Here is a 21,511-nt window from a genome sequence, read left to right as displayed (position 1 = left end):
CGCTGATCCGCTGATTCCCTGAGTCACCACCCCACACGCCTTTCTGGCCCTTTTGCAGGCGCCGCCCCGCAGGGCGTGCCTGTGTCCGTGGCAGCCGTGCTGCAAAAAGACATAGCGCTGTGGGCCGATTTCTCGGGCCGCATGGAGGCCGTGCAGCGCGTGGAGGTGCGCCCCCGTGTTGCGGGTGCGCTGCAGGCCGTGCACTTAACAGGCCGTTGAAAAAGTGGGCATCGAACGCATCAGGGACGCTGTTTTCGAAGAAACGAGTGGCCCAGACGCGTCTGCGCAGCGATTGCACCGGCCAATCTGGCCTGTTTGCAGGCCATCTCGCCCATTTCGGGCGCACGTATCCCCGGGCTCACGCATGATGCGCGTCCCACCAGCCGCCGATGCTGCCCATGCGCACCAGGTTGTAGGTGGCAAAGCACAGCAGCGCCTGACCCGTGAGCTTGGCCTGACCGATGAGCTTGGTCTTGGCCAGACCACCCACGGTCTTGATCCAGCCAAAGGCCTCCTCAATGCGCTTGCGCACCTTCTGACTGGTCTTGTAGCCCTCGTGTCGGGTGATCCGGGCATCCACCGCCGAGTGCTTGTCCTTGGCCGCCACGTGCGGCGTGACCTTGAGCTTTCGGCAGCCCTTGATGAAGGCCTTGCTGTCGTAGCCCTTGTCGGCCCCGACCGTAGCCCGCTTGTTCTTGTTGTCCCGGCGCCCAAGCATCGCGAGCGCCGCCTCGCGCTCGGCGGTGCCGCTGGCATGGGTGATCTCCACGTCCACGATCAGACCGTTGCGGTTTTCCATGAGGATGTGCGCCATGTGGCACAGGCGAGCCTTGTCGCCCGCGCTCTTCTTGAACAGCCGGGCATCGGGGTCCGTGGTACTGGCGTGGGTGTCGTTGCAGCGCTGCTGTCCTTTGAAGTCCACCTCGGGATTGCGCCCCTCAGTCGGGGTTTGGTCGTCGTCCCGGCGCTTGAAACTTTTGTGCGAGGCCCAGGCCTCGATCAGCGTGCCGTCCACGCTGAAGTGTTCGTCGCTGGTCAACTTCGCCCAATCGGCGGTGTGCTTGACCCGCTCGAAGAAGGCGCGGGCCAAGTCTTCGTTGAAGAGCCGCTCGCGGTTGGCGCTGAAGGTGGAGTGGTCCCAGACCTTGTCCTCGATGTTCAGGCCCACGAACCAGCGGTACAGCAGGTTGTAGTTGACCGCTTCGACCAACTGGCGCTCGCTGCGGATGGAGAACAGGATCTGCAGCAGCAGGGCCTTGAGCAGCATCTCCGGCGGCACCGAGGGGCGGCCCCGGCGGGCGTACACCGCGTCGAACTCGCGGTTCATCGTCGCCAGCAGCGCATCGACTGCGGCGCGCAGTTTGCGCAGCGGGTGTGTCTGCGGCACGCGCTCTTCAAGGCTGATGTAGCTGAACATCGCCCCCTGGAAGTCTTGGTTGCCTCTCATCGTCCTCGTCTGGGTTGTTCGCCGATGGCTTCAGATCGTACTGGCCGACGCCAGCGTCGGCGGGGGATTTTTCAACGGCCTGTTAAAGGAGGGTGCCCTCGTCAAGCAGGGCGACCTGCTGGTGACGGTGGACCCCGCCCCCTACGCCGCTGAGGTGGACCGCGCCGAAGCCCAGGTGGCGGCTGCGCAGGCCCGCGTGTCATACACGCGCAGTGAGCTGGACCGCTCCACCCGCTTGCTGCAAGAAAGCGCCATCGCCCAGCGTGAGCACGACGAGCGCCAGAACGCCCACCGCGAGGCCGATGCCAACCTGCGCGCTGCGCAGGCCGCATTGCAAACCGCACGCCTGAACCTGTCGTACACCCAGGTGCGCGCGCCGGTGGCGGGCCGTGTGGGCCGCATCGAAGTCACCGTGGGCAACCTGGTGTCTGCCGGTGCGGGCGCGCCGGTGTTGACGTCGCTGGTCTCTGTCAGCCCCATTTATGCGAGCTTTGACACCGACGAGCAGATCGTGGTGAAGGCCCTGCAAGACCTGGGCAGCGGCGCCAAGGGGCAAAGTGCGCGCCAGTTGCTGGAGCGTATCCCTGTGCAAATGGGCACGGGCACCAGCACCAGTGGCGGCACGCCGCACGCCGGCCACCTGCAGCTGATTGACAACCAGGTGGACGCCAAGAGCGGCACCGTGCGCGTGCGTGCGGTGTTTGACAACGCCGATGGCGCACTCATCCCCGGCCAGTTTGCGCGCATTCGCATGGGCCAGGCACGCAGCACCCAGGCCGTGCTCATCAACGAGCGCGCCGTGGGCACCGACCAGAGCAAGAAGTTTGTGATGGTGGTGGCCGAAGGCAACAAGGCCGAGTACCGCGAGGTGACGCTGGGCGCCCCGGTGGACGGCCTGCGCGTGGTGACCTTGGGCCTGAAAGCGGGCGAGACCATTGTGGTCAACGGCTTGCAGCGTGTGCGCCCTGGTGCCGTGCTGGCACCGAAGGCCGTGCCCATGACTGCCAAAGCAGAGCTGCCCGGCGAGCGCAAGCAAGCCCAGGGCGCCACCAAGTCGCCCGCTGTGTGAGCGCGTGTGAGCACAGTGAGTGATCTGAGTCATCAGGAATTTTTTGTATGAACCTGTCCCGTTTTTTCATTGACCGCCCCATCTTTGCCGGGGTGCTGTCGGTGCTCATCTTCCTGGGGGGGGGGGGCTGATCGCATTGCGCGGTTTGCCCATCTCCGAATACCCCGAGGTCGCGCCGCCGTCTGTGGTGGTGCGCGCCCAGTACCCAGGCGCCAACCCCAAGGTGATCGCCGAGACCGTGGCCACGCCGCTGGAGGAGTCCATCAACGGTGTGGAAGGCATGCTCTACATGGGCAGCCAGGCTACGACCGATGGCGTGATGACGCTCACCGTGACCTTCAAGCTGGGCACCGACCCGGACAAGGCGCAGCAGCTGGTGCAAAACCGTGTCTCGCAGGCCGAACCGCGCTTGCCTGAAGAAGTGCGCCGCCTGAGTGTTACCACCGTCAAGAGCGCGCCGGACCTGACCATGGTGGTGCACCTGGTCTCGCCCAACAACCGCTATGACATCGACTACCTGCGCAACTACGCCGTGCTCAACGTGAAGGACCGGCTCGCGCGCATCCAGGGCGTGGGCCAGGTGCAGATCTTCGGTGGTGGCGACTATTCCATGCGCGTGTGGCTGGACCCGCAAAAGGTCGCGCAGCGCGGCCTGTCGGCCAGCGACGTGGTCACGGCCATCCGGGGCCAGAACGTGCAGGCCGCCGCCGGCGTGGTGGGCGCATCACCCGGCTTGCCCGGCGTGGATTTGCAGCTGTCCATCAACGCCCAAGGCCGTTTGACGACCGAGGAAGAGTTTGGCGACATCATCGTCAAGACCAGCGCCGACGGCGCGGTGACACGCCTGCGCGACATCGCCCGCCTGGAGCTGGGTGCTGCCGACTATTCGCTGCGCTCGCTGCTCAACAACGACCCTGCCGTGGGCATGGGCGTGTTCCAGGCCCCGGGCTCCAACGCGCTCGACATCTCGGCCAATGTGCGCCGGGCCATGGACGAGATCCAGAAGAACATGCCCGAAGGTGTGGAGTACCGGATTGCGTACGACCCCACACAGTTCGTGCGTGCGTCCATCAAGTCCGTTATCCAGACGCTGATCGAAGCCATCGCCCTGGTGGTGATCGTGGTGATTCTGTTCCTGTAGACCTGGCGCGCCTCCATCATTCCGCTGCTGGCTGTGCCAGTGTCGGTAGTGGGCACGTTTGCGGTGCTGCACCTGCTGGGCTTCTCGATCAACGCTTTGAGCCTGTTCGGCCTGGTGCTGGCCATTGGTATCGTGGTGGACGATGCCATCGTGGTGGTGGAGAACGTCGAACGCAACATCGAAGAAGGCCTGACTCCGCGCGAGGCCACCTACCGCGCCATGCGCGAAGTCTCTGGCCCCATCATCGCGATTGCGCTGGTGCTGGTGGCGGTGTTCGTGCCGCTGGCCTTTATCAGCGGGCTCACAGGCCAGTTCTACCGCCAGTTTGCGGTCACCATTGCCATCTCCACGGTGATCTCGGCCATCAACTCGTTGACCTTGTCACCCGCGCTGAGCGCACTGCTGCTCAAGGGCCACCACGAGCCCAAGGACGCTCTGACGTGTGGCATGGACAAGGTGCTGGGCCGCTTCTTTGGCGCTTTCAACCGCGTGTTCCAGCGCGGCTCTGATGCCTACAGCGGTGGTGTGACGCGCGTCATTGGCCGCAAGGCGCTGATGCTGGTGATCTACCTGGCCTTGGTGGGCGCTACCTGGGGCTTGTTCAAGGTGGTACCCGGCGGCTTTGTGCCTGCACAAGACAAGCAGTACCTGGTGGGCTTTGCCCAGCTGCCCGATGGCGCCACGCTGGACCGCACCGAAGACGTGATTCGCCGCATGGGTGAAATCGTCAAGACCAACCCGAACGTGGAAGACGCCATCGCCTTTCCGGGCCTGTCGATCAACGGCTTTACCAACAGCTCCAACTCGGGCATCGTGTTCGTCACGCTCAAGCCTTTTGCCGAGCGCACCCGCGCTGACCAAAGTGGCGGTGCCGTGGCCATGCAGTTGAACCAGGCGTTTGGCAGCATCCAGGAAGCGTTCATCGCCATGTTCCCGCCGCCACCCGTGGCGGGCCTGGGCACCACCGGTGGCTTCAAGCTGCAAATCGAAGACCGCGCCTCGCTGGGCTACGAAGCCATGGACGCCGCTGTGAAAGCCTTCATGGGCAAGGCCTACCAGACGCCCGAGCTGGCTGGCCTGTTCACCAGCTGGCAGGTCAACGTGCCGCAGCTGTACGCCAACATCGACCGCACCAAGGCGCGCCAGCTGGGCGTGCCCGTGACGGACATCTTCGACACCCTGCAGATCTACCTGGGCAGCCTGTACGCCAACGACTTCAACCAGTTTGGTCGCACCTACAGCGTGCGCGTGCAGGCCGATGCGGCCTACCGTGCGCGGGCTGAGGACGTGGCTGCGCTCAAGGTGCGCTCCAGCACGGGCGAGATGGTGCCGCTGTCTGCGCTGATGAAGATCGAGCCCAGCTTTGGCCCTGAACGTGCCATGCGCTACAACGGCTACCTGGCCGCCGATGTGAACGGTGGCCCTGCGCCCGGCTTCTCGTCGGGCCAGGCCCAGGCCGCTATCGAGCGCATTGCGGCAGAGACGCTGCCCCAGGGCATCACGTTTGAATGGACCGAGCTGACCTACCAGGAAATCCTGGCGGGTAACTCTGCGGTGCTGGTGTTCCCGCTGGCCATCTTGCTGGTGTTCCTGGTGCTGGCTGCGCAGTACGAAAGCCTCACGCTGCCCATCGCCATCATCCTGATCGTGCCCATGGGCATTCTGGCTGCGATGACGGGCGTGTGGCTCACCAAGGGTGACAACAACGTGTTCACGCAGATCGGGCTCATCGTGCTGGTGGGGCTATCGGCCAAGAACGCGATCCTGATCGTGGAGTTTGCGCGCCGCAGCCCCGTGCAGGCCGCCATTGATGCCAGCCGCCTGCGTCTGCGCCCCATCCTGATGACCTCGCTGGCCTTCGTGATGGGCGTGCTGCCCCTGGTGCTGTCCACCGGTGCGGGCGCAGAAATGCGCAGCGCCATGGGTGTGGCCGTGTTCGCCGGGATGATTGGGGTGACGGCCTTTGGCTTGTTCCTCACGCCCGTGTTCTACGTGCTGCTGCGCAAGCTGGCAGGCAACCGCCCTCTGGTGGAGCATGGATCGCACGTGGCACCCATTTCCCACGCCCCGCATGCTGCAGGCAGTGCCGCGCACCCCGTGCTGGCAGCGCCACGCCACCCCCATGAAGGTGCCTGAACGCCTTTGAGCCATTTGCAATGGGCCCAGGCCCTGCGCCCAAAGCCGCCCACAGTCCGGGAACACCTGGGCTGTGGGCCTGGCAGGAGATTCAACATGACAGACAACGCAAATCACCCCGGGGCCGTGCCGACCCCCTCCGCCCGCAGGCGCAGCCTGCTGGGCCCCCTGGCCGCCGCACTGGTGCTGGCGGGCTGCATGACGCAGCCCGTGGTGCCCGCGCAGCACGCCGGTGTGCCCGTGCCCGAGGCCTTCAGTGCAGGCGGCCCACAAGCTGCCGTTCCACCCGCCCTGTGGACGGTGGCCTCGCCCGCCGAGGCGCAGCCTCGTGGCGAATGGTGGCTGGGTTTTCAAGACCCCGCACTGGCCGAGCTGGTGCAGCGCGCAGGTAGTGCCAACACCAGCATCCAACAAGCCGCAGGGCGGCTGGCCGAGGCCCGCTCGCTGCTGCGCTCGGCCGACGCTGCGCGCTTGGTGCAGGTGGACGCATCGGCCGGTGTCACCCTCCAGGCCGGTGCCGCCACCACGGGCAGTGCCACCCCCGCCACGCTGGGCACGGCCGGGCTCAATGTGTCTTATGAGCTGGACCTGTTTGGCAAGCTGTCGCAAACCAGCGATGCCGCGCGGCTGGACGCCGATGCCCGCGCCGCGCTGCTGCAAAGCACGCGCCTAATGGTGCAGGCCGATGTGGCGCAAACCTACCTGCAACTGCGCGCCGCGCAGACCGAACTGCAACTCGTCAACGAAAGCCTGGCTGCGTACCAGGACACCCTGCGCCTGACGCAGCGTCGCCAGCAGGCCGGTGATGTGGCCGAGCTGGATGTGGCCCGCGTGCAGACCGAGGTGGCCGCCACCGAGTCCGAAGCCCTGGCCCTGCAGCGCCAGCAAGCCCTGCTGGCCAACGCCCTGGCGGTGCTGGTGGGCGAGGTGCCCGGCAGCTTTGCCTTGCCCGCTGCTGCGGGTGACGCCGCCTTGCCCGTCATCCCGCCCGGCGTGCCCGGCACGGTGCTCGCCCGCAGGCCGGATGTGTCGGCCGCGCAGGCTGCCGTGATGGCGGCACAGGCCCGCGTGGGCGTGGCGCAAACGGCTTGGTTTCCGGCCATCACGCTCACGGGCAATGCGGGCCATGCATCGCTCGAGCTGGGCGACCTCTTCAAGTGGTCGGCCCGCGCCTGGGGCGTGAGCGCCTTGCTCTCGCTGCCCCTGTGGGACGGCGGCCAGCGCGATGCGCAAGTGCAGGGTGCCAACGCCCGGCTGGAGCAGGCCCTGGCCAGCCACCGCGAGCAGGTGCTGACGGCCTTCCGTGAGGTGGAAGACCAGTTGGCATCGCTGCGCTGGCTGGCTGGCCAGGCCGAGGCGCAAGGCCGTGCCGTCACGGCCGCCCGCCGCGCCACGCAGCTGTCTGACACGCGCTACCGCAACGGCTTGGTCAGCCAGCTGGAGTTGCTGGACGCCCGCCGCAGCGAGCTGCGCAACCGCCGCCAGGCGCTGCAGGTGCGCACCGCCCAGTACACCGCCACGGTGGGGCTCATCCGCGCGCTGGGCGGCGACTGGGGCGATGCGGCTCCGCGTGTGGCCGCTGCACCCTGATCAGCGGGTGAAGGTGCAGGCGCTGCAAGGCGCAAGCCGTTGACGGAGCGCAAAGGGCAGGGGTGCAGTACCCCCACCTTTGCCTCGGGTTGTCATACAACTACAACGGCCCGCTGGCGCTGCGCCTATAGTGTGGTGTTCGCCCGGGCACCGGCACTTTGTCTGGCTTGAAAGTCATCTCACCAAGGTGCACAGCCGTGCTGGCCACCGTCTTTTGTTCCCACCACAGGAGTTTTTGCATGAGCTACCCCCACACCCGTCTTTTCATTGCAGGCACATGGCAGGACGCTGCAGACGGCAAGACCATTGCCGTGCACAACCCCGCCACCGGCAAAGAAATTGGCCGGGTGGCGCACGCCAGCAAGGCCGATCTGGACCGTGCCCTGGAAGCTGCCCAAAAGGGCTTTGAAGCCTGGCGCGACATCCCCGCCGTAGACCGCGCCAAGACCATGCGCCGCGCCGCTGCGTTGATCCGCGAACGCGCCGAATCAATAGCCGCCATCATGGTGCAAGAGCAGGGCAAGCCCCTGGCCGAAGCCAAGGTGGAAACCATGTCGGCTGCAGAAATCATCGAATGGTTTGCCGACGAATCCCAGCGCGTGTACGGCCGCATCGTGCCTTCGCGCAACCTCAAGGCCCAGCAGCTGGTCATCAAAGACCCCGTGGGCCCCGTCGCCGCCTTCACGCCCTGGAACTTCCCCATCAACCAGGTGGTGCGCAAGCTCGCCGCAGCCCTGGCCGCAGGCTGCTCCATCCTCGTCAAGGCGCCTGAAGAAACCCCCGCCAGCCCTGCTGAACTGATCCGCGCCTTTGCCGATGCCGGCGTGCCCGCTGGCACCGTGGGCCTGGTCTATGGCGACCCGGCAGAAATCTCCAACTACCTCATCCCCCACCCAGTCATCCGCAAGGTCACCTTCACCGGCTCTACCCCCGTGGGCAAGCAACTGGCCGCCCTGGCTGGCAAGCACATGAAGCGCGTGACCATGGAGCTGGGTGGCCACGCCCCCGTCATCGTGGCCGAGGACGCCGACGTCGAGCTGGCCATTCGCGTGGCCAGCGGCGCCAAGTTCCGCAACGCGGGTCAGGTCTGCATCTCGCCCACGCGCTTTTTGGTGCACGAAAGCATTCGCCCTGAGTTCGTGGCGGCCTTCGCTCGCCACGCCCAAAGCCTGAAGGTGGGCGACGGCCTGGCTGAAGGCACGCAGATGGGCCCGCTGGCCAACCCGCGCCGCATCACCGCCATGACTGACCTGCTGGCCGACGCCGTGCAGCAAGGCGCCCAACTGGCGGCAGGTGGCCAGCGCATTGGTACGGAAGGCAACTTCTTCCAGCCCACGGTGCTCAACGACGTGCCCCTGTCGGCCCGCATCTTCAACGAAGAGCCCTTCGGCCCCGTGGCCGCTGTGCGTGGTTTCGAGAAGATCGAAGACGCCATTGCCGAAGCCAACCGCCTGCCGTTTGGCCTGGCCGGATACGCCTTCACCACCTCGCTGAAATACGCCCACCTGCTGGCCCAGCGCCTGGAAGTGGGCATGCTCTGGATCAACCAGGCGGCTGCGCCTGCGGCTGAGCTGCCCTTCGGGGGCTTGAAGGATTCGGGCTATGGCTCCGAAGGTGGCTCCGAGGCGGTGGAGGCGCACTTGAACACGCGCCTGGTCTCGATCATGAACGCGTAACGAGTCTGCCTGTGCCCGCACGTTGCCGTGGCCCCCGCTTCACTCCCGTGGTCGCCTGCGCATGAAGTACATCGTCCCTCTGCTGCTGGGCCCTTTGCTGGTGGCGGCGTTCGCCGTCGCCTATTGGGGGCCGGTGCGGGGCTATAGCGTGGAATGCAGAAAAGACGTGCAGATCACTTGTGCCATCGAACGCGAAACGTCTTCGGCCACCACGGCCCATCGGTTCACGCTGGGCAGCGACCCGAAAGCGGTGGTGCGTGTGCAAGACGTTCGCAAGGGGCCAGACCGGATACTGCTGTACCTGGTTTCCTCGGTGGGCGAGGTCTTTGCGGCCGAGTTCGAGGGAGGCAGCGCACTGTCTGAGGCAGAGGCGGCGGCTGCGCGGCTCAATGGCGTGTTTGCTGCCACACAGCCTAGGGGCTGTTGAGAATCAAGCACAACGGCTCGGAGGGCTGTGATGCAATAGACGCATGAGCATTCGATGGGTACTGACAGACGAGCAATGGGCCAAGATGGAGCCTCAATGCCTTGGCAAGCCAAGTGATCCTGGACGCAGCGGCACAGACAACCGCCGCTTCGTTGAGGCAGTGCTGTGGATTGCCCGCACAGGCAGCCCCTGGCGAGACCTGCCGCCAGAGTTCGGCAAGTGGAACACGGTGTTCAAACGCTTTAGAGACTGGGTTAAGGCCGATGTGTTCCAACGTCTGTTCGATGCAGTGAGCGAGCAGCCGGACATGGAATATGCGATGGTGGATGCCACGATTGTGAAAGTGCATCGGCACGGCCAGGGGGCAAAAGGGGGACTTCGGGCCAGGCCATAGGCCACTCGAGGGGCGGCATGACCACGAAGATACTGGCGCTGACGGATGCATTGGGCAATCTGGTGAAGTTCGTCTTGATGCCAGGGCAGCGCCACGACACCAAAGGGGTCAGAGAGCTGATTGCCGATGTGCGCTTTGATGCCTTGCTTGCCGACAAGGCCTTCGATGTGAATTGGCTGATCCAGGAGTTGGGTAAGCGCGGGGCGCAGGTGGTGATCTCACAGATGCCCCGCAGGAGAGCGCCACTGGAGATTGACCTGGAGGTCTACAAATGGCGCCACTTGATCGAGAACTTCTTTTGCAAGCTCAAGGAGTTCAAACGTATCGCAATGCGCAGCGACAAGACGGATAGCAGCTTCGCAGCGATGATCTATCTCGCAGCTGGGGTTATCAACTCTCGCTGATTCTCAACACGTCCTAGTGAGGCGCGGGTGGACGTATCGCCCCCCGCCTATCTGCGCTGGATGCTGTGGGGCGCCGTGGCCTTCTTGGCGCTGCTGGTGCTGGCGGCTCACCGCGCCATGCAAACCAAGCCTGCCGCTACGCAGCCCGGCGCCTGAATAGCCTGGCGGCGTAGCCGCGTGTTCAGCCTCCTTGCGCCATGCGGCTGCGGGCCGTTTGCGCTACTTGCTCCAACGAGCGACCGTTGCGCTTGATCAGGCTGATCAGCACATGCACGCCCACTGCCAGGGCGAGTAGGAAGATCGCTCCCAACCCCCAGATGCCCCAGGCCAGCACGGTCACGGCGCCAGCCAGGGCGGGCACGCTTTCCAGCACACCTTGCAACATGGGGCCTGCGGAAGTGACCCAGCTCTCCAGCGTTTGCAGCAGCTCGGGCGGTATCCACCCTTGCAGCCACGCAGGCAGCAGCACGGCCTGCACTGATGCAGCGCCTGCCGCACCGGTTGCCAGAGCGCCAGCGCTGGACATGGCCCACACGGTGAATGCATGCACGCTCCAGCACAGCAGCGACCAGATCGCCAGCAACGACAACGAGACAAACCAGCTGATGGCATAGAACATGGATCGTTTCCTTTAGTGAAATACAGGCGTGCAGTATGGGGATGGCGACGAGAAATAGACACCAGCCTGGCTCGAACCTAGCTACCAAAAGGAGGCCCCCCGGCTCTGCCGGGGAGGCAGTAGAAGTTTGACTTTTCAGGAGGTTGTCCACCGTAGAGACTTTCAATCGTGAGCCGCCAAGCAAACGAAAGGAAGAAACACGATGGACAAGTATGAAAGTTTGAGTCACACGGCCTGGGATTGCAAATATCACGTGGTCTTCATCCCCAAGTGTCGAAGGCGAACGCTGTACAAGCAGCTACGCGAACACCTGGGTGAGGTATTCAGAAAGTTGGCCGCGCAAAAGGAATGCAGGGTTGAAGAGGGGCATCTGATGCCCGATCACGTGCACATGATGCTGTCGATCCCACCGAAGTACTCGGTGTCGCAGGTGGTGGGCTTTATCAAAGGCAAGAGCGCAATCCACCTTGCGCGGGTGTACGGAGAGCGAAAGCGCAACTTCGTGGGTCAGCACTTCTGGGCGCGAGGGTACTTCGTCTCGACGGTGGGACGCGACGAAGCGGTGATACGGGAGTACATCCGAAACCAGGAGAAGGAAGACGAGAGGTTGGACCAACTCGGTCTATGGAGGTGAGTAGCCACCGATAGGTGGCCCCAAGAATGAGGGGCCGCGTTAGCGACCCCTTACAGCCGCTTTGAGCGGCTCACATCCCGAATGCCCCCGGCTTTGCCGGGGGATGGTTACTATTCGGTTTTTTCGAACCGGAGGGTGCATGCTCAACTACCGTCACCTGTACTACTTCTGGATGGTTGCCAAGGAAGGCGGCTTTGCCCGCGCGGCAGACCGGTTGCAGATGGCCGTGCAAACCATCAGCGCGCAGGTGCGAGAACTGGAAAAGTCCCTGGGGCACCAGTTGCTCAAGCCCTCGGGCCGTGGCGTGGCCCTGACCGAGGCGGGCCAGGCAGCCTACGCGCGGGCAGAAGCCATCTTTCAGTTGGGTGAGTGCATCACCCAGGAAGTGCGTGAAGCGGCCAGCAGCCCGGTGGCGCGGCTGTCGGTCGGGCTGTCAGATGGCATCTCTAAACTGGCAGCCCATGCGCTGCTGGAGCCCGTGCTGGCCCACCCCCAATTGCGACTGGTGTGCCACGAGGGCGAGTTTGACGAGCTGCTGTCCGAACTGGCGCTGCACCAGCTGGACGTGGTGTTGGCAGGCCAGGCCGCGCCGCGCAATCCCAACCAGCGGCTTTCCAGCGAGCGCATGGCACGCACTGCGGTGCAGTGGTACGGGCCGGCCTCGCTGGTCAAGAAATCAGCGCGTGACCGGTTTCCGCAGTCGCTCCAGGAATTGCCGGTGCTGCTGCCCACCGTGCATTCGCCGTTGCGCACGACCTTGGACGGGTGGTTTCACGACCTGGGCCTGCGGCCCCGGGTGGTGGGCGAGTTTGAGGACAGCGCCCTGCTGGCGGTGTTTGCTGCGCGTGGGCTGGGGGTGTTCCCCGTCAGCCAGCTGGGTGCGCAGGATGTGGGTCTGGTGCGCGGGCTGCGCCTGCTGGGCGACAGCCCCGACATTCACGAAGAAGTGCACGCCATCTGGTCGCGCCGGGGGCAGCACCATCCCCTGGTGCGCCAGATGGTGGCTGCTGCGCACGGGGGTGGCTCGCCGCGGTAGGCAAGTTGCCGGTGCCTCAAGCCTGGGCTGCGGCTTCTTCCATGTGCCAGCGCTTCAGCGCTGCTTCCATCACCCACGCCTCGGCCGATGCCACATGCTGGTCTGCGGTGGCGGCCGCATCGGCAAAGTACAAAACCTTTTGGCGCAGGACGGCATCGGTCACTTCGTCCAGGAGCGCGGCCAGCGTGGCATCGTCGATGTGGCCTGTGAGCAAACGCCGGTCGCGCATGCCCATCAGCAGGTCTTCGCACAGCGTATGCAGCACCTTGCCGAATGCGCTGGGTGGTAAGCCCAGCTCGTGCTCAATGTCGCGCCCGTACAGGGCATCCATTTCCGAGCGGCTGACATGGCCGTCGGCAATCAACAGCAGCGCAACGATGCGTGCGGCGGCCTGGGGACTGTTGCGGGGGTAGCTGCGCATGGGGTGGTTTCCTCCAAGTGTGTGTGGGTGGTTTCGATGGTGATGGTTAGTCGCGGTAGGGGCGATAGCGCTGCCTCTGGTGCTGTGGGTGGTGCGGCAGGTGGCGCTCATCCCGCACACGCACGGGTACCAGGACGGGCGCCCGTGTGGTGGTGCTGCGTTGAGACCAATACCAAAGCCTGTGCAAGGCCTGGTTCCACAAGACCCGCAGGCGCTGCAATAGCGTGGGGCGCAAGGTGCGATGGGTTTTCATGGAGCATCTCCTGGGTGGTGAACACAGCCTTGAATGTGTGGCTTCCCACCCGTGCCACCAAGCAGGTTTTTTGTGAGCACTGCGTTGGTTTTATCGAAATGAATTGGATATCGCTTGTGACGGCGACACAGGTTTTTTAGAGGCCATGTTCTGAGAAAACCTGCTGTGATGGCGGCATGTGCGGCACTAAGGTGAGGGCTCCAACCAAGGAGAACGCTGATGCAGATACTTTTCAAGTCTCGCCACCCCGAAGCCGCCTTGATGCGTGACACCGTAGAGCGCCGCGTGCGGTTTGCGTTGCGGCGATTGAATGCCCTGGTGCCCAGGGCCGATGTGCAGTTGGCTGATGTGAATGGCCCCCGCGGCGGGCTGGACAAGCGCTGCCAGATTGCCTTGCGCACCGATGGCGCGGGTGAGGTGGTCGTGTCTTCGGTGGCAGGCGATTGGCGCACCGCGCTGGATGAAGCCCTGGCCCGCGCGGTGCGGCATGTGCTGAAGGTGTGGCGCCGCGCCACCGTGGCGCGCAGAGGCCGCCACCGGCCGCTGGCCCTGCAAGGGTGAGCGCCGCCGCACTGGCTTACCGCCAGTGCCAGCGGCAGCATTCAAGTTGATGCTATTAAAAATATAGCTGTTGGCGCTTGTGTATCAAGCGCTAACAGCCATTTTTATTCAGTGTGCGTGGCCAGCAGGCATCGCAGGCGACGTCATGCCTTCGGCTTGCACAAAGCTCAGCGTGATGAGGTGGCTGACCTCGCCGTACTTCTGGCCCTGGGCCTCGCCAGGGGTTTTGTCGCTGTGCTTGACCTCGGCCACATACTGGCCCTTCCAGGGCAGTGCGAAGGTGACGGTGCCGTCGTCGCCGCTGGTGGCTTCACGCGCCCAGCCGGAGGGGGACACCAGCTCCACCTTGGCCTTGGGCAGCGGGGCGCCGTTGAACACCACCTTCAGCTGGCCGGGCTTGCCGGTGGGAACGAGGTCCAGTGCAGCCGTGGGTGCCACGGGTTTGGCCAGGCTGGCCACCCAGCGGGCGGTGGGCTTCCACAGCAGCGGGGGCAGGTTGGCCTTGGTGCGGTCGATCAGCGGGTAGGCAGCGTCGGCAAACAGCGTCTCGGCATTCGCGGCGGTGGTGTAGGTGAAGGCTTCTTTGGTGAGCTGACCTTCCACGCGCTGCTTGGCACCTGCCACCGATTGCTCCAGCATGGGCACACCCTTGAACTTGTCGAGCAGGCCGGGCGAGGTTTCGCGCACGTTATCGTTGTATTCACCAAAGTGCAGTTTGGCCTGGCTGCCGCTGTGCTCCAGCCACACCTGGTGGGCTTGTGCGGCCAGGCCGGTGGTGGCGAGCAGGGCGGCGGCGATCAGGCTGCGGGTCAGGCCTGTGGCGCGGGTGTGCAAACGTTGGTTCATGGCAGTCAGCTCCTTGCGGTGGGTTAAAACGGGTTTGCAGAAATCACAGGGCGAGCACGTCCAGCCCCACGCGTGTGGGGATGAAAACGCTCATGTTTTGATAGCTGCCTGCGCTTGCTAAATAAGCGCTGGTGGCTGTTTTGACTTAAAGTTTTTGGGTGCAGCCCATGCTGTGCAGCGGGCTGCACAGAGCCTGCGCCAGTGAGCGTTCGGAGGCTTAGCAGGCCGTTGAAAAAGTGGGCATCGAACGCATCAGGGACGCTGTTTTCGAAGAAACGAGTGGCCCAGACGCGTCTGCGCAGCGATTGCACCGGCCAATCTGGCCTGTTTGCAGGCCATCTCGCCCATTTCGGGCGCACGTATCCCCGGGCTCACGCATGATGCGCGTCCCACCAGCCGCCGATGCTGCCCATGCGCACCAGGTTGTAGGTGGCAAAGCACAGCAGCGCCTGACCCGTGAGCTTGGCCTGACCGATGAGCTTGGTCTTGGCCAGACCACCCACGGTCTTGATCCAGCCAAAGGCCTCCTCAATGCGCTTGCGCACCTTCTGACTGGTCTTGTAGCCCTCGTGTCGGGTGATCCGGGCATCCACCGCCGAGTGCTTGTCCTTGGCCGCCACGTGCGGCGTGACCTTGAGCTTTCGGCAGCCCTTGATGAAGGCCTTGCTGTCGTAGCCCTTGTCGGCCCCGACCGTAGCCCGCTTGTTCTTGTTGTCCCGGCGCCCAAGCATCGCGAGCGCCGCCTCGCGCTCGGCGGTGCCGCTGGCATGGGTGATCTCCACGTCCACGATCAGACCGTTGCGGTTTTCCATGAGGATGTGCGCCATGTGGCACAGGCGAGCCTTGTCGCCCGCGCTCTTCTTGAACAGCCGGGCATCGGGGTCCGTGGTACTGGCGTGGGTGTCGTTGCAGCGCTGCTGTCCTTTGAAGTCCACCTCGGGATTGCGCCCCTCAGTCGGGGTTTGGTCGTCGTCCCGGCGCTTGAAACTTTTGTGCGAGGCCCAGGCCTCGATCAGCGTGCCGTCCACGCTGAAGTGTTCGTCGCTGGTCAACTTCGCCCAATCGGCGGTGTGCTTGACCCGCTCGAAGAAGGCGCGGGCCAAGTCTTCGTTGAAGAGCCGCTCGCGGTTGGCGCTGAAGGTGGAGTGGTCCCAGACCTTGTCCTCGATGTTCAGGCCCACGAACCAGCGGTACAGCAGGTTGTAGTTGACCGCTTCGACCAACTGGCGCTCGCTGCGGATGGAGAACAGGATCTGCAGCAGCAGGGCCTTGAGCAGCATCTCCGGCGGCACCGAGGGGCGGCCCCGGCGGGCGTACACCGCGTCGAACTCGCGGTTCATCGTCGCCAGCAGCGCATCGACTGCGGCGCGCAGTTTGCGCAGCGGGTGTGTCTGCGGCACGCGCTCTTCAAGGCTGATGTAGCTGAACATCGCCCCCTGGAAGTCTTGGTTGCCTCTCATCGTCCTCGTCTGGGTTGTTCGCCGATGGCTTCAGATCGTACTGGCCGACGCCAGCGTCGGCGGGGGATTTTTCAACGGCCTGTTAGAAGTCCACGCTGGCGCTCAGGCTCACGGTGCGCGGGGCGCTCACCGTCAGGTAGCCCGAGCCGGGGTAGCCACCGGTGTTGCCATCGGGCCCAAAGCGGCGGGCAATGTCGGCCGCCAGTTGCGTGCTGCCGCCAATGCCCCCGCCTGCGGGGCTGGCACCGTTCAAGAAGGCCGATGCACCGCGCAGCACTTCCACGCGCTCGAACAGTTCGGTGGCGATGTACTGGCGGGGCAGCAGGCTGTACAGGCCGTTGAACGCGGTGTCGTCCGAGTCGAGCAGGAAGCCGCGGATGAAGTACGACTCCTGGAAGTTGCCAAAGCCACGCGCCACGCGCACGGTGGGGTCGTTTTGCAGCACATCGCCCACGCTGCGGGCGTGGCGGTCCAGGATCAATTCGTTGGTGTAGCTGATGGCGGAGAACGGCGTGTCCATCGCATCGCGCGTGCCCAGAATGCCCGCGCGCGCGCCGCGCGCCACCTGGCCGCCGGGGTAGGCGGGCGACAGGCCTTGGGCCGATGCGTCGGCACTGGCGTTGACGGTGACGGTGGACAGGGCCTTGCCCTCGCCCGCCGTGGTGGGGGCTGCGGTGGGCTGTGCATGCAGCGCGGGTGTGGCCAGGGCCAGCACCATCGCGGCCGCAGCCAGTGCAATGGGGGTGGCAGACAGCGCAGGGCGCAGCAGAGGGGCGGCGCAGGGTGACGGTTGGTAATGCATGGAGGATGCGATCAAGGAAACAAGAAACTCAGCGCGGAGATGCGCCGGACGTGCCGGATGGATTGGTGGGGGGTGGGACGGCGTGTGCAGTGGCTGCGGATCTGCGGGGCCAGCTGTACCAGCCCATCACCGCCACCGGCACACCCAGCGCTGCCCACGACCACCAATCGCCCCAGGTGTCAGACACCAGGGCCGTGAGCAGCCCGGTGGTGGTGAGCACGCCCATCACGATGGGCCAGCCCCACAGGGCCCAGAAACGGCGGTGCTTGTTCATACAGCGCCCTCGGTGGAGCGCGCTGCGCCCGATGCAGGCAATGCGCCGCCTGCAAAAACGCCAGCAGACTTGTCCGCCGCGTGGACTGAAGGGCTGGCCGCCTGCACACCCTTGCGCAGCCACAGGTACAGCCCACTGCCCAGCACCACGATGGTGGCGATGTCCAGCAGCGCCCAGAGGATCTTCATCGGCATGCCGCCGTAGTCGCCAAAGTGCAGCGGCTGCGACACCAGCAGCGCCGTCAGGTACCAGGGCAGCTGGGGCGCGGCGGTGACCTGCGCCGTGCGCGCATCCACCAGCACTGGCTTGAGCAGCTTGGAGGTGAGCGGCTCATTGCCGCGCAGGAAAAACGTGTTGTGGTGCGGGCTGGAGAACGCTGTGCCGGGGAACGCAATGAACGACAGCTTGGTGCCCGGCGCCTGGGCCTGCGCCGCCTCCAGCGCCTGCTGCAGCGGCCCGCGTTCGGCAGCGGGCACGATGGGCTGGCCCTCATACGGCTTGAGCAGCAGCGAGAGCTGGTCGTACTGCCAGTATTTGATGAGCAGGTCGGCCCACGTGTTGATCATGCCCGTGCCGCCCACCACAAACGCCCACACCAGCGTGACGATGCCCAGCAGGTTGTGCAGATCGAGCCACTTCACGCGTGTGGAGCGGTCCCGCCGCACCTCGCCAAACGCCAGCTTGCGCATGAAGGGCGCATACAGCACCACCCCGGTGACGATGGCCACCAGCAGCAGCAAGCCCATGAAGCCCAGGAACAGCTTGCCCGGCAGGCCTGCGAACAGGTCCACATGCAGGCGGAACATCACATGCATGAAGCCCTCGTCAAACCGGGGCTGCGCCAGCACCTGCGCTGTGCGCGCATCCACCGCCACCGAGCGGAAATCATCGGTGGGCGCTGGCGTGGGCGTGAGGGTGACGAACCACACGTTGTCATCGTCCTCGGCAGGCGATGCGAACTGCACCACACGGTCCGGGTGCAGCGCCTGCGCGGTGGCCAGCACCTGGTCGAGGCTGGCGCGCGGCGTATTGGCGGGCATGGCGGGCGCTTCGACTTCGGTGCCCAGCAGGTGGCCGATTTCGTGGTGAAAGATCAGCGGCAGGCCGGTGATGCACAGCAGCAGCATGAAGACGGTGCACACCAGGCTGGACCACTTGTGGGTCCAGCTCCAGCGGCGAAGGGCGGTGGGGCTCAGCATGGTGTGGGGGCGGGGGTCAGCAGGTTGCGCAGGCGCACGTCCGCAGGGCCAGCCCGCGGTGCGGGGCGGCCAGGGCGGCGTCAGTAGCGGTGAAGAAGGAGTGGTTCAAGCCAGACAACCCGAAAACATCGAAAGACGGTGGGCGCTGGCGGCAGCCTTAGAGCGGATCTAAAAGGAAGGCTGTGGCTTGCAGAAAATCTGAATTTTACATTGCAAATAGGAATTGTTTGTATTTGATGTGGTGGTGAAGGCGGTGGTGTTGGAAAAAAGCCCGCTGCCAGAACGCCGCGTGCGTCTCTTCTGGAGCGGGAGGGTGTGCAGGCTGGACCACCGGGTGCCTGCGCAGGGGGTGTCTCCTCCACTGCATTGGGTATTTGCTATCAAAATAGAAGCTGCTGGCGCTTGTGGATAAAGCGCTACAGGCCAATTTGGCTTGAAGTGGCGCGCGCAGGCCATGCGCACGCCGGTGGATGCACGGTGCTCAGAAGTGCGTGCGCAGCGTGACTTGCACGGCGCGGGGTGAGCCCGGCAGGATCAGGTTGTCGTTGCTGCCGTGGGCCGACACGTAGTGCTTGCGGTTGGTGAGGTTCTTCACGTTCACGTCCAGATCCCACTCGCCCAGCGCGAACTGCAGGGCAGCGTCGAACGTGGTGTAGGCGGGCAGGGTGACGAGGTTGGTGAGGGAGGTGAAGCGCTCGCCCACATGGCTCACGCCGCCGCCCAGGCGCAGGCCCTGGCCCAGGTCTTTCATCACCCACACCGAGGCGCTGTTGCGCGGAGTGAGCGAGGGCACCTTGCCCAGGGCAGGCACGGCCACCACGGGCAGCTGCGACGAGCTGGTGGTGGCCAGCGACTTGGTGGTGCGCCCGTCCAGGTAGGCGTAGCCCGCGCTCACGTCCCAGCGGCCAGGCAGGCGGCCGCTGGCGGTCAGCTCAAAGCCGTTGGTGCGCTGCGTGCCCACGTTGATCTGGCGCGAGGGGTTGGCCGGGTCGGTGTTCTTGATGTTGGTGCGCTCCAGGTTGAACAGGGCGCCGGTCACGCTCAGCTTGCCGCCCAGCAGGTCCAGCTTCACGCCAATCTCCTTGTTCTGGGTGATTTCAGGCTCGGCGGCCGTGATGTTGGCAGCCAGGGCAAACGCCTCGGCCGAGGGCTGGAACGATTTGCTGTACGACACGTAGTACGACACCGTATCGCTGGGCTGCCACACCAGCCCGGCGCGGGGGCTGAATTTTTTGTCGGTGCGCGAGAGGGTGGCGAGCTTGCGGTCGTAGCGCGTCTCCTGCCCGTACACGTCATACCGCGCGCCAATCAGTGCCTTCCACTGCGGGGCCAGGGTGATCTGGTTTTGCCAATACAGCGCAGCGGTGTCTTGCGTGGTGTGGCTGGGGATGGCGTTGTCTGCGTTGTAGTTGGCCGCAGGAATCACGGGCGCAGCGGCGCTGGGGTTGAGGATGGACACCCGGTCGGCCCCGCCCGAAACGGATTCCGAGCGTTTCTTTTGCTGGCCCAGTTCCATGCCCATCAGCCACTCTTGCCGGAGCCCGCCGAGCTGGTTACGCCAGGTCACGTCGGTCTGGTTGAACACGCCCTTTTCGTCGCGCAGGATGAAGGCGCGTGATCGTCCCACGGTCATGGTGACCGGGTCGGTGGTGCCGCCGGGCAGGGTGTTGTAGCGGTCAAGTGTGTAGCCGTAAACGCGGGTCACGTTGCGCACGGACCAGTCGTCGTTGAACCGGTGGTTGAGCGTGGCGGTGAATGACTGCATGGCGCTGGTGGTGGTGTCGTCCTGCGCGGCGTTGCTGGAGCCGTAGTAGGTGCCTGCCGCCACGTTCACCGGGCGGCCGTTCAGGGCCGGGATGCCGAAGTCCGTCAGGCGCTTGTCGCGGGCGTGGGTGTATTGCAGCAGCAGGTCGGTTTGCGGCGCGAGCTTGAGGGCGAGCGATGGGGCGAAGTTGTGGCGCTTCACAAACTGCTGGTCGCGGTAGCTGCCCGAATCTTCCACGGCGGCATTGAGACGAAAGGCCGCCGTATCGCTGATGCCCACGTTCAGGTCGGCCGTGGCGCGGCGCCAGGCGTAGCTGCCCGCGCCCACCGAGGCTTCGCCCGAGGTCTCGCCAAACTGCGGTTTCTTGGTGATGCGGTTGATGAGGCCGCCCGAAGATCCGCGCCCATACAGCACGGCCGCTGGGCCTTTGAGGACTTCGATGCGCTCAATATCGGCCAGGTCGCGGAAGTACAGCGCGTCGTCGCGCACACCATCCACAAACTGGTCAGCAATGGCGGTGAAGCCACGGATGACCACCTGATCGCTGGCCGTCGCCATGGCTCATGGCCACACCGGGCACGTTGCGCAGCGCGTCTTCCATCGAACGGGCGCCTTGGTCGCGCAGCAACTGGGCTGGCACCACGTTCACGGCCTGCGGCACATCGCGCAGGGGGGCGCTGCCTTTGGTGGCGGTCGAGGTGGCTGTGGGTGTGTAGCTGTCGCCTTGCGGCGCGGCCTTGATGGTGACTTCGCCCAGTGCCTTGGGGGCGCTGGTGTCGGCTGGCGTGCCCTGGGCCAGGGCGTTGCCACAGGCCAGCAGCAACACGGCGGCCGCCAGAGGGCTGAGGGTGTGGGCCAGGGGCGCAGGGTGCCGCACACGGGGCATGGAAGATGAATGCATGGTGGTTCCTGTAACGAGAGTGAAAAAACACAGGGGCGTTGCACAGCCGCGCAGGCGTCTGCCTGCGCACGGCGGCGCCGCATCAAGAGAGCGTTTGCTGGGGGGTGGAGCCCGCCGGGCTAGAGGCCGCTGACGTACGCCAGCAGCCCTGCTGCCAGCGACGCGGCACCCAGCGGCGGAGCGCGCTGGGGCAACCAGGTAAGGGCCGCGGTGGCGGCCATGGCAGCCACCGACAGGGCCACAGCCCATGCCGTGACGCCCAGGGAGGCGGGCACGCCGGCCGGTGTGCGCGTGGCCAGCCACAGCGATGCCAGCAAGATCACCCAGCCCGCGCTGCGCAGGTGGCGCAGGCGCGTGGGGGAAGCCTCGCGGCCCAAGGCGTCTTCGTGGTGTTTGTCCATGCCCAGGGCCATGGCCAGCCAGGCGGCAAAGCAAAACAGAAAGGCGGACATGGCT

18 protein-coding genes and 4 pseudogenes are annotated in these 21,511 nt (G+C 65.2%); 11 read left to right on the top strand and 11 right to left on the bottom strand.

Annotated features, from left to right (window positions below):
• Positions 1-48: 48 nt before the first annotated feature.
• A pseudogene (locus tag BDD18_RS04655) lies at positions 49-204 on the top strand (efflux transporter periplasmic adaptor subunit); the annotation flags it as partial.
• 154 nt (positions 205-358) lie between these two features.
• Here the strand turns inward: BDD18_RS04655 and BDD18_RS04645 are convergent.
• Positions 359-1,447 carry an IS5 family transposase gene (locus BDD18_RS04645; RefSeq protein ID WP_142081327.1) on the bottom strand — a complete coding sequence of 363 codons (1,089 nt, stop codon included), beginning with the start codon at positions 1,445-1,447 and terminating at the stop codon, positions 359-361.
• Positions 1,448-1,481: 34 nt separating this feature from the next.
• Here BDD18_RS04645 and BDD18_RS04640 point away from each other — a divergent pair, with 34 nt between their 5' ends.
• From BDD18_RS04640 to BDD18_RS22715, 7 genes and pseudogenes are all read left to right on the top strand, one after another.
• Positions 1,482-2,516 carry an efflux RND transporter periplasmic adaptor subunit gene (locus BDD18_RS04640; RefSeq protein WP_244939026.1) on the top strand — a complete coding sequence of 345 codons (1,035 nt, stop codon included), beginning with the start codon at positions 1,482-1,484 and terminating at the stop codon, positions 2,514-2,516.
• A gap of 47 nt (positions 2,517-2,563) precedes the next feature.
• Positions 2,564-5,793: pseudogene (locus BDD18_RS04635) on the top strand (efflux RND transporter permease subunit).
• Positions 5,794-5,889: 96 nt separating this feature from the next.
• Positions 5,890-7,383, top strand: a complete 1,494-nt coding sequence (locus BDD18_RS04630) for an efflux transporter outer membrane subunit (RefSeq protein WP_142081647.1) — start codon at positions 5,890-5,892, stop codon at positions 7,381-7,383.
• Positions 7,384-7,622: 239 nt separating this feature from the next.
• Complete coding sequence (locus tag BDD18_RS04625; RefSeq protein ID WP_142081645.1) at positions 7,623-9,059, top strand: NAD-dependent succinate-semialdehyde dehydrogenase; 1,437 nt, start codon at positions 7,623-7,625, stop codon at positions 9,057-9,059.
• Between the two features lie 61 nt (positions 9,060-9,120).
• A complete protein-coding gene (locus BDD18_RS04620) occupies positions 9,121-9,486 on the top strand; it encodes a hypothetical protein (RefSeq protein WP_142081642.1) in 366 nt (121 codons plus the stop codon).
• A 43-nt stretch (positions 9,487-9,529) separates the two neighbouring features.
• Positions 9,530-10,284 (top strand): IS5 family transposase gene (locus BDD18_RS04615; protein ID WP_125958937.1). Its coding sequence is split into 2 segments (ribosomal slippage): positions 9,530-9,863 and positions 9,863-10,284, totalling 756 coding nucleotides; the frame shifts between segments, so codons are not numbered across the junction.
• Positions 10,285-10,311: 27 nt separating this feature from the next.
• Positions 10,312-10,440, top strand: a complete 129-nt coding sequence (locus BDD18_RS22715) for a hypothetical protein (RefSeq protein ID WP_276490456.1) — start codon at positions 10,312-10,314, stop codon at positions 10,438-10,440.
• Positions 10,441-10,465: 25 nt separating this feature from the next.
• Here the strand turns inward: BDD18_RS22715 and BDD18_RS04610 are convergent, their stop codons facing one another.
• Positions 10,466-10,903, bottom strand: coding sequence for a hypothetical protein (locus BDD18_RS04610; RefSeq protein ID WP_142081641.1), 438 nt, complete (start codon positions 10,901-10,903; stop codon positions 10,466-10,468).
• A gap of 202 nt (positions 10,904-11,105) precedes the next feature.
• Here BDD18_RS04610 and tnpA point away from each other — a divergent pair, with 202 nt between their 5' ends.
• Positions 11,106-11,537 carry an IS200/IS605 family transposase gene (tnpA, locus tag BDD18_RS04605; RefSeq protein ID WP_026437438.1) on the top strand — a complete coding sequence of 144 codons (432 nt, stop codon included), beginning with the start codon at positions 11,106-11,108 and terminating at the stop codon, positions 11,535-11,537.
• A gap of 139 nt (positions 11,538-11,676) precedes the next feature.
• Positions 11,677-12,573 carry a LysR substrate-binding domain-containing protein gene (locus BDD18_RS04600; protein ID WP_066692308.1) on the top strand — a complete coding sequence of 299 codons (897 nt, stop codon included), beginning with the start codon at positions 11,677-11,679 and terminating at the stop codon, positions 12,571-12,573.
• 16 nt (positions 12,574-12,589) lie between these two features.
• On the opposite strand, the gene BDD18_RS04595 is transcribed toward BDD18_RS04600, so the two are convergent.
• Both BDD18_RS04595 and BDD18_RS04590 read right to left on the bottom strand, forming a co-directional pair.
• The gene (locus BDD18_RS04595) at positions 12,590-12,994 is read right to left on the bottom strand and encodes a hypothetical protein (RefSeq protein ID WP_044399881.1); all 405 of its coding nucleotides are present in this window, start codon (positions 12,992-12,994) and stop codon (positions 12,590-12,592) included.
• Positions 12,995-13,040: 46 nt separating this feature from the next.
• Positions 13,041-13,247 (bottom strand): hypothetical protein, encoded by a 207-nt coding sequence (locus tag BDD18_RS04590; protein WP_142081639.1) that lies wholly within the window; start codon positions 13,245-13,247, stop codon positions 13,041-13,043.
• Between the two features lie 219 nt (positions 13,248-13,466).
• On the opposite strand from BDD18_RS04590, the gene BDD18_RS04585 reads away from it, so the two are divergent.
• Positions 13,467-13,808: an HPF/RaiA family ribosome-associated protein gene (locus BDD18_RS04585; RefSeq protein WP_044399884.1), complete on the top strand. Its 342-nt coding sequence runs from the start codon at positions 13,467-13,469 to the stop codon at positions 13,806-13,808.
• Between the two features lie 108 nt (positions 13,809-13,916).
• Here the strand turns inward: BDD18_RS04585 and BDD18_RS04580 are convergent, their stop codons facing one another.
• The 7 genes and pseudogenes from BDD18_RS04580 to BDD18_RS04545 all read right to left on the bottom strand — a co-directional run bounded on the left by BDD18_RS04580 (position 13,917) and on the right by BDD18_RS04545 (position 21,507).
• A complete protein-coding gene (locus tag BDD18_RS04580) occupies positions 13,917-14,654 on the bottom strand; it encodes a DUF4198 domain-containing protein (RefSeq protein WP_142081638.1) in 738 nt (245 codons plus the stop codon).
• A 371-nt stretch (positions 14,655-15,025) separates the two neighbouring features.
• Positions 15,026-16,114 (bottom strand): IS5 family transposase, encoded by a 1,089-nt coding sequence (locus tag BDD18_RS04570; RefSeq protein WP_142081327.1) that lies wholly within the window; start codon positions 16,112-16,114, stop codon positions 15,026-15,028.
• A gap of 157 nt (positions 16,115-16,271) precedes the next feature.
• Positions 16,272-16,832, bottom strand: a pseudogene (locus BDD18_RS04565) (TonB-dependent receptor plug domain-containing protein); the annotation flags it as partial.
• Between the two features lie 112 nt (positions 16,833-16,944).
• Positions 16,945-17,190 (bottom strand): hypothetical protein, encoded by a 246-nt coding sequence (locus BDD18_RS04560; RefSeq protein WP_142081636.1) that lies wholly within the window; start codon positions 17,188-17,190, stop codon positions 16,945-16,947.
• A complete protein-coding gene (locus BDD18_RS04555) occupies positions 17,187-18,389 on the bottom strand; it encodes a PepSY-associated TM helix domain-containing protein (protein ID WP_142081634.1) in 1,203 nt (400 codons plus the stop codon). Before BDD18_RS04555 ends, BDD18_RS04560 begins: the two co-directional genes overlap by 4 nt.
• A 481-nt stretch (positions 18,390-18,870) precedes the next feature.
• Positions 18,871-21,040: pseudogene (locus tag BDD18_RS04550) on the bottom strand (TonB-dependent receptor).
• 134 nt (positions 21,041-21,174) lie between these two features.
• A complete protein-coding gene (locus BDD18_RS04545) occupies positions 21,175-21,507 on the bottom strand; it encodes a DUF3325 domain-containing protein (RefSeq protein WP_142081633.1) in 333 nt (110 codons plus the stop codon).
• Between the last annotated feature and the right edge of the window lie 4 nt (positions 21,508-21,511).

This window comes from Acidovorax temperans, from assembly GCF_006716905.1.
Taxonomy (GTDB): Bacteria; Pseudomonadota; Gammaproteobacteria; order Burkholderiales; family Burkholderiaceae_C; genus Acidovorax; species Acidovorax temperans.
The sequence above is the reverse complement of the archived record's forward strand: the minus strand, read 5'-3'. Positions and strand labels throughout refer to the sequence as shown.

Excerpts from the sequence above, each read along its gene's own strand:
- BDD18_RS04555 (WP_142081634.1), bottom strand. The coding sequence starts at position 18,389 with ATGCTGAGCCCCACCGCCCTTCGCCGCTGGAGCTGGACCCACAAGTGG.
- BDD18_RS04595 (WP_044399881.1), bottom strand. The coding sequence starts at position 12,994 with ATGCGCAGCTACCCCCGCAACAGTCCCCAGGCCGCCGCACGCATCGTT.
- BDD18_RS04620 (WP_142081642.1), top strand. The coding sequence starts at position 9,121 with ATGAAGTACATCGTCCCTCTGCTGCTGGGCCCTTTGCTGGTGGCGGCG.
- BDD18_RS04560 (WP_142081636.1), bottom strand. The coding sequence starts at position 17,190 with ATGAACAAGCACCGCCGTTTCTGGGCCCTGTGGGGCTGGCCCATCGTG.
- BDD18_RS04630 (WP_142081647.1), top strand. The coding sequence starts at position 5,890 with ATGACAGACAACGCAAATCACCCCGGGGCCGTGCCGACCCCCTCCGCC.
- BDD18_RS04610 (WP_142081641.1), bottom strand. The coding sequence starts at position 10,903 with ATGTTCTATGCCATCAGCTGGTTTGTCTCGTTGTCGTTGCTGGCGATC.
- BDD18_RS04585 (WP_044399884.1), top strand. The coding sequence starts at position 13,467 with ATGCAGATACTTTTCAAGTCTCGCCACCCCGAAGCCGCCTTGATGCGT.
- BDD18_RS04625 (WP_142081645.1), top strand. The coding sequence starts at position 7,623 with ATGAGCTACCCCCACACCCGTCTTTTCATTGCAGGCACATGGCAGGAC.
- BDD18_RS04545 (WP_142081633.1), bottom strand. The coding sequence starts at position 21,507 with ATGTCCGCCTTTCTGTTTTGCTTTGCCGCCTGGCTGGCCATGGCCCTG.
- BDD18_RS04600 (WP_066692308.1), top strand. The coding sequence starts at position 11,677 with ATGCTCAACTACCGTCACCTGTACTACTTCTGGATGGTTGCCAAGGAA.
- BDD18_RS04580 (WP_142081638.1), bottom strand. The coding sequence starts at position 14,654 with ATGAACCAACGTTTGCACACCCGCGCCACAGGCCTGACCCGCAGCCTG.
- tnpA (WP_026437438.1), top strand. The coding sequence starts at position 11,106 with ATGGACAAGTATGAAAGTTTGAGTCACACGGCCTGGGATTGCAAATAT.
- BDD18_RS04590 (WP_142081639.1), bottom strand. The coding sequence starts at position 13,247 with ATGAAAACCCATCGCACCTTGCGCCCCACGCTATTGCAGCGCCTGCGG.
- BDD18_RS04570 (WP_142081327.1), bottom strand. The coding sequence starts at position 16,114 with ATGAGAGGCAACCAAGACTTCCAGGGGGCGATGTTCAGCTACATCAGC.
- BDD18_RS04645 (WP_142081327.1), bottom strand. The coding sequence starts at position 1,447 with ATGAGAGGCAACCAAGACTTCCAGGGGGCGATGTTCAGCTACATCAGC.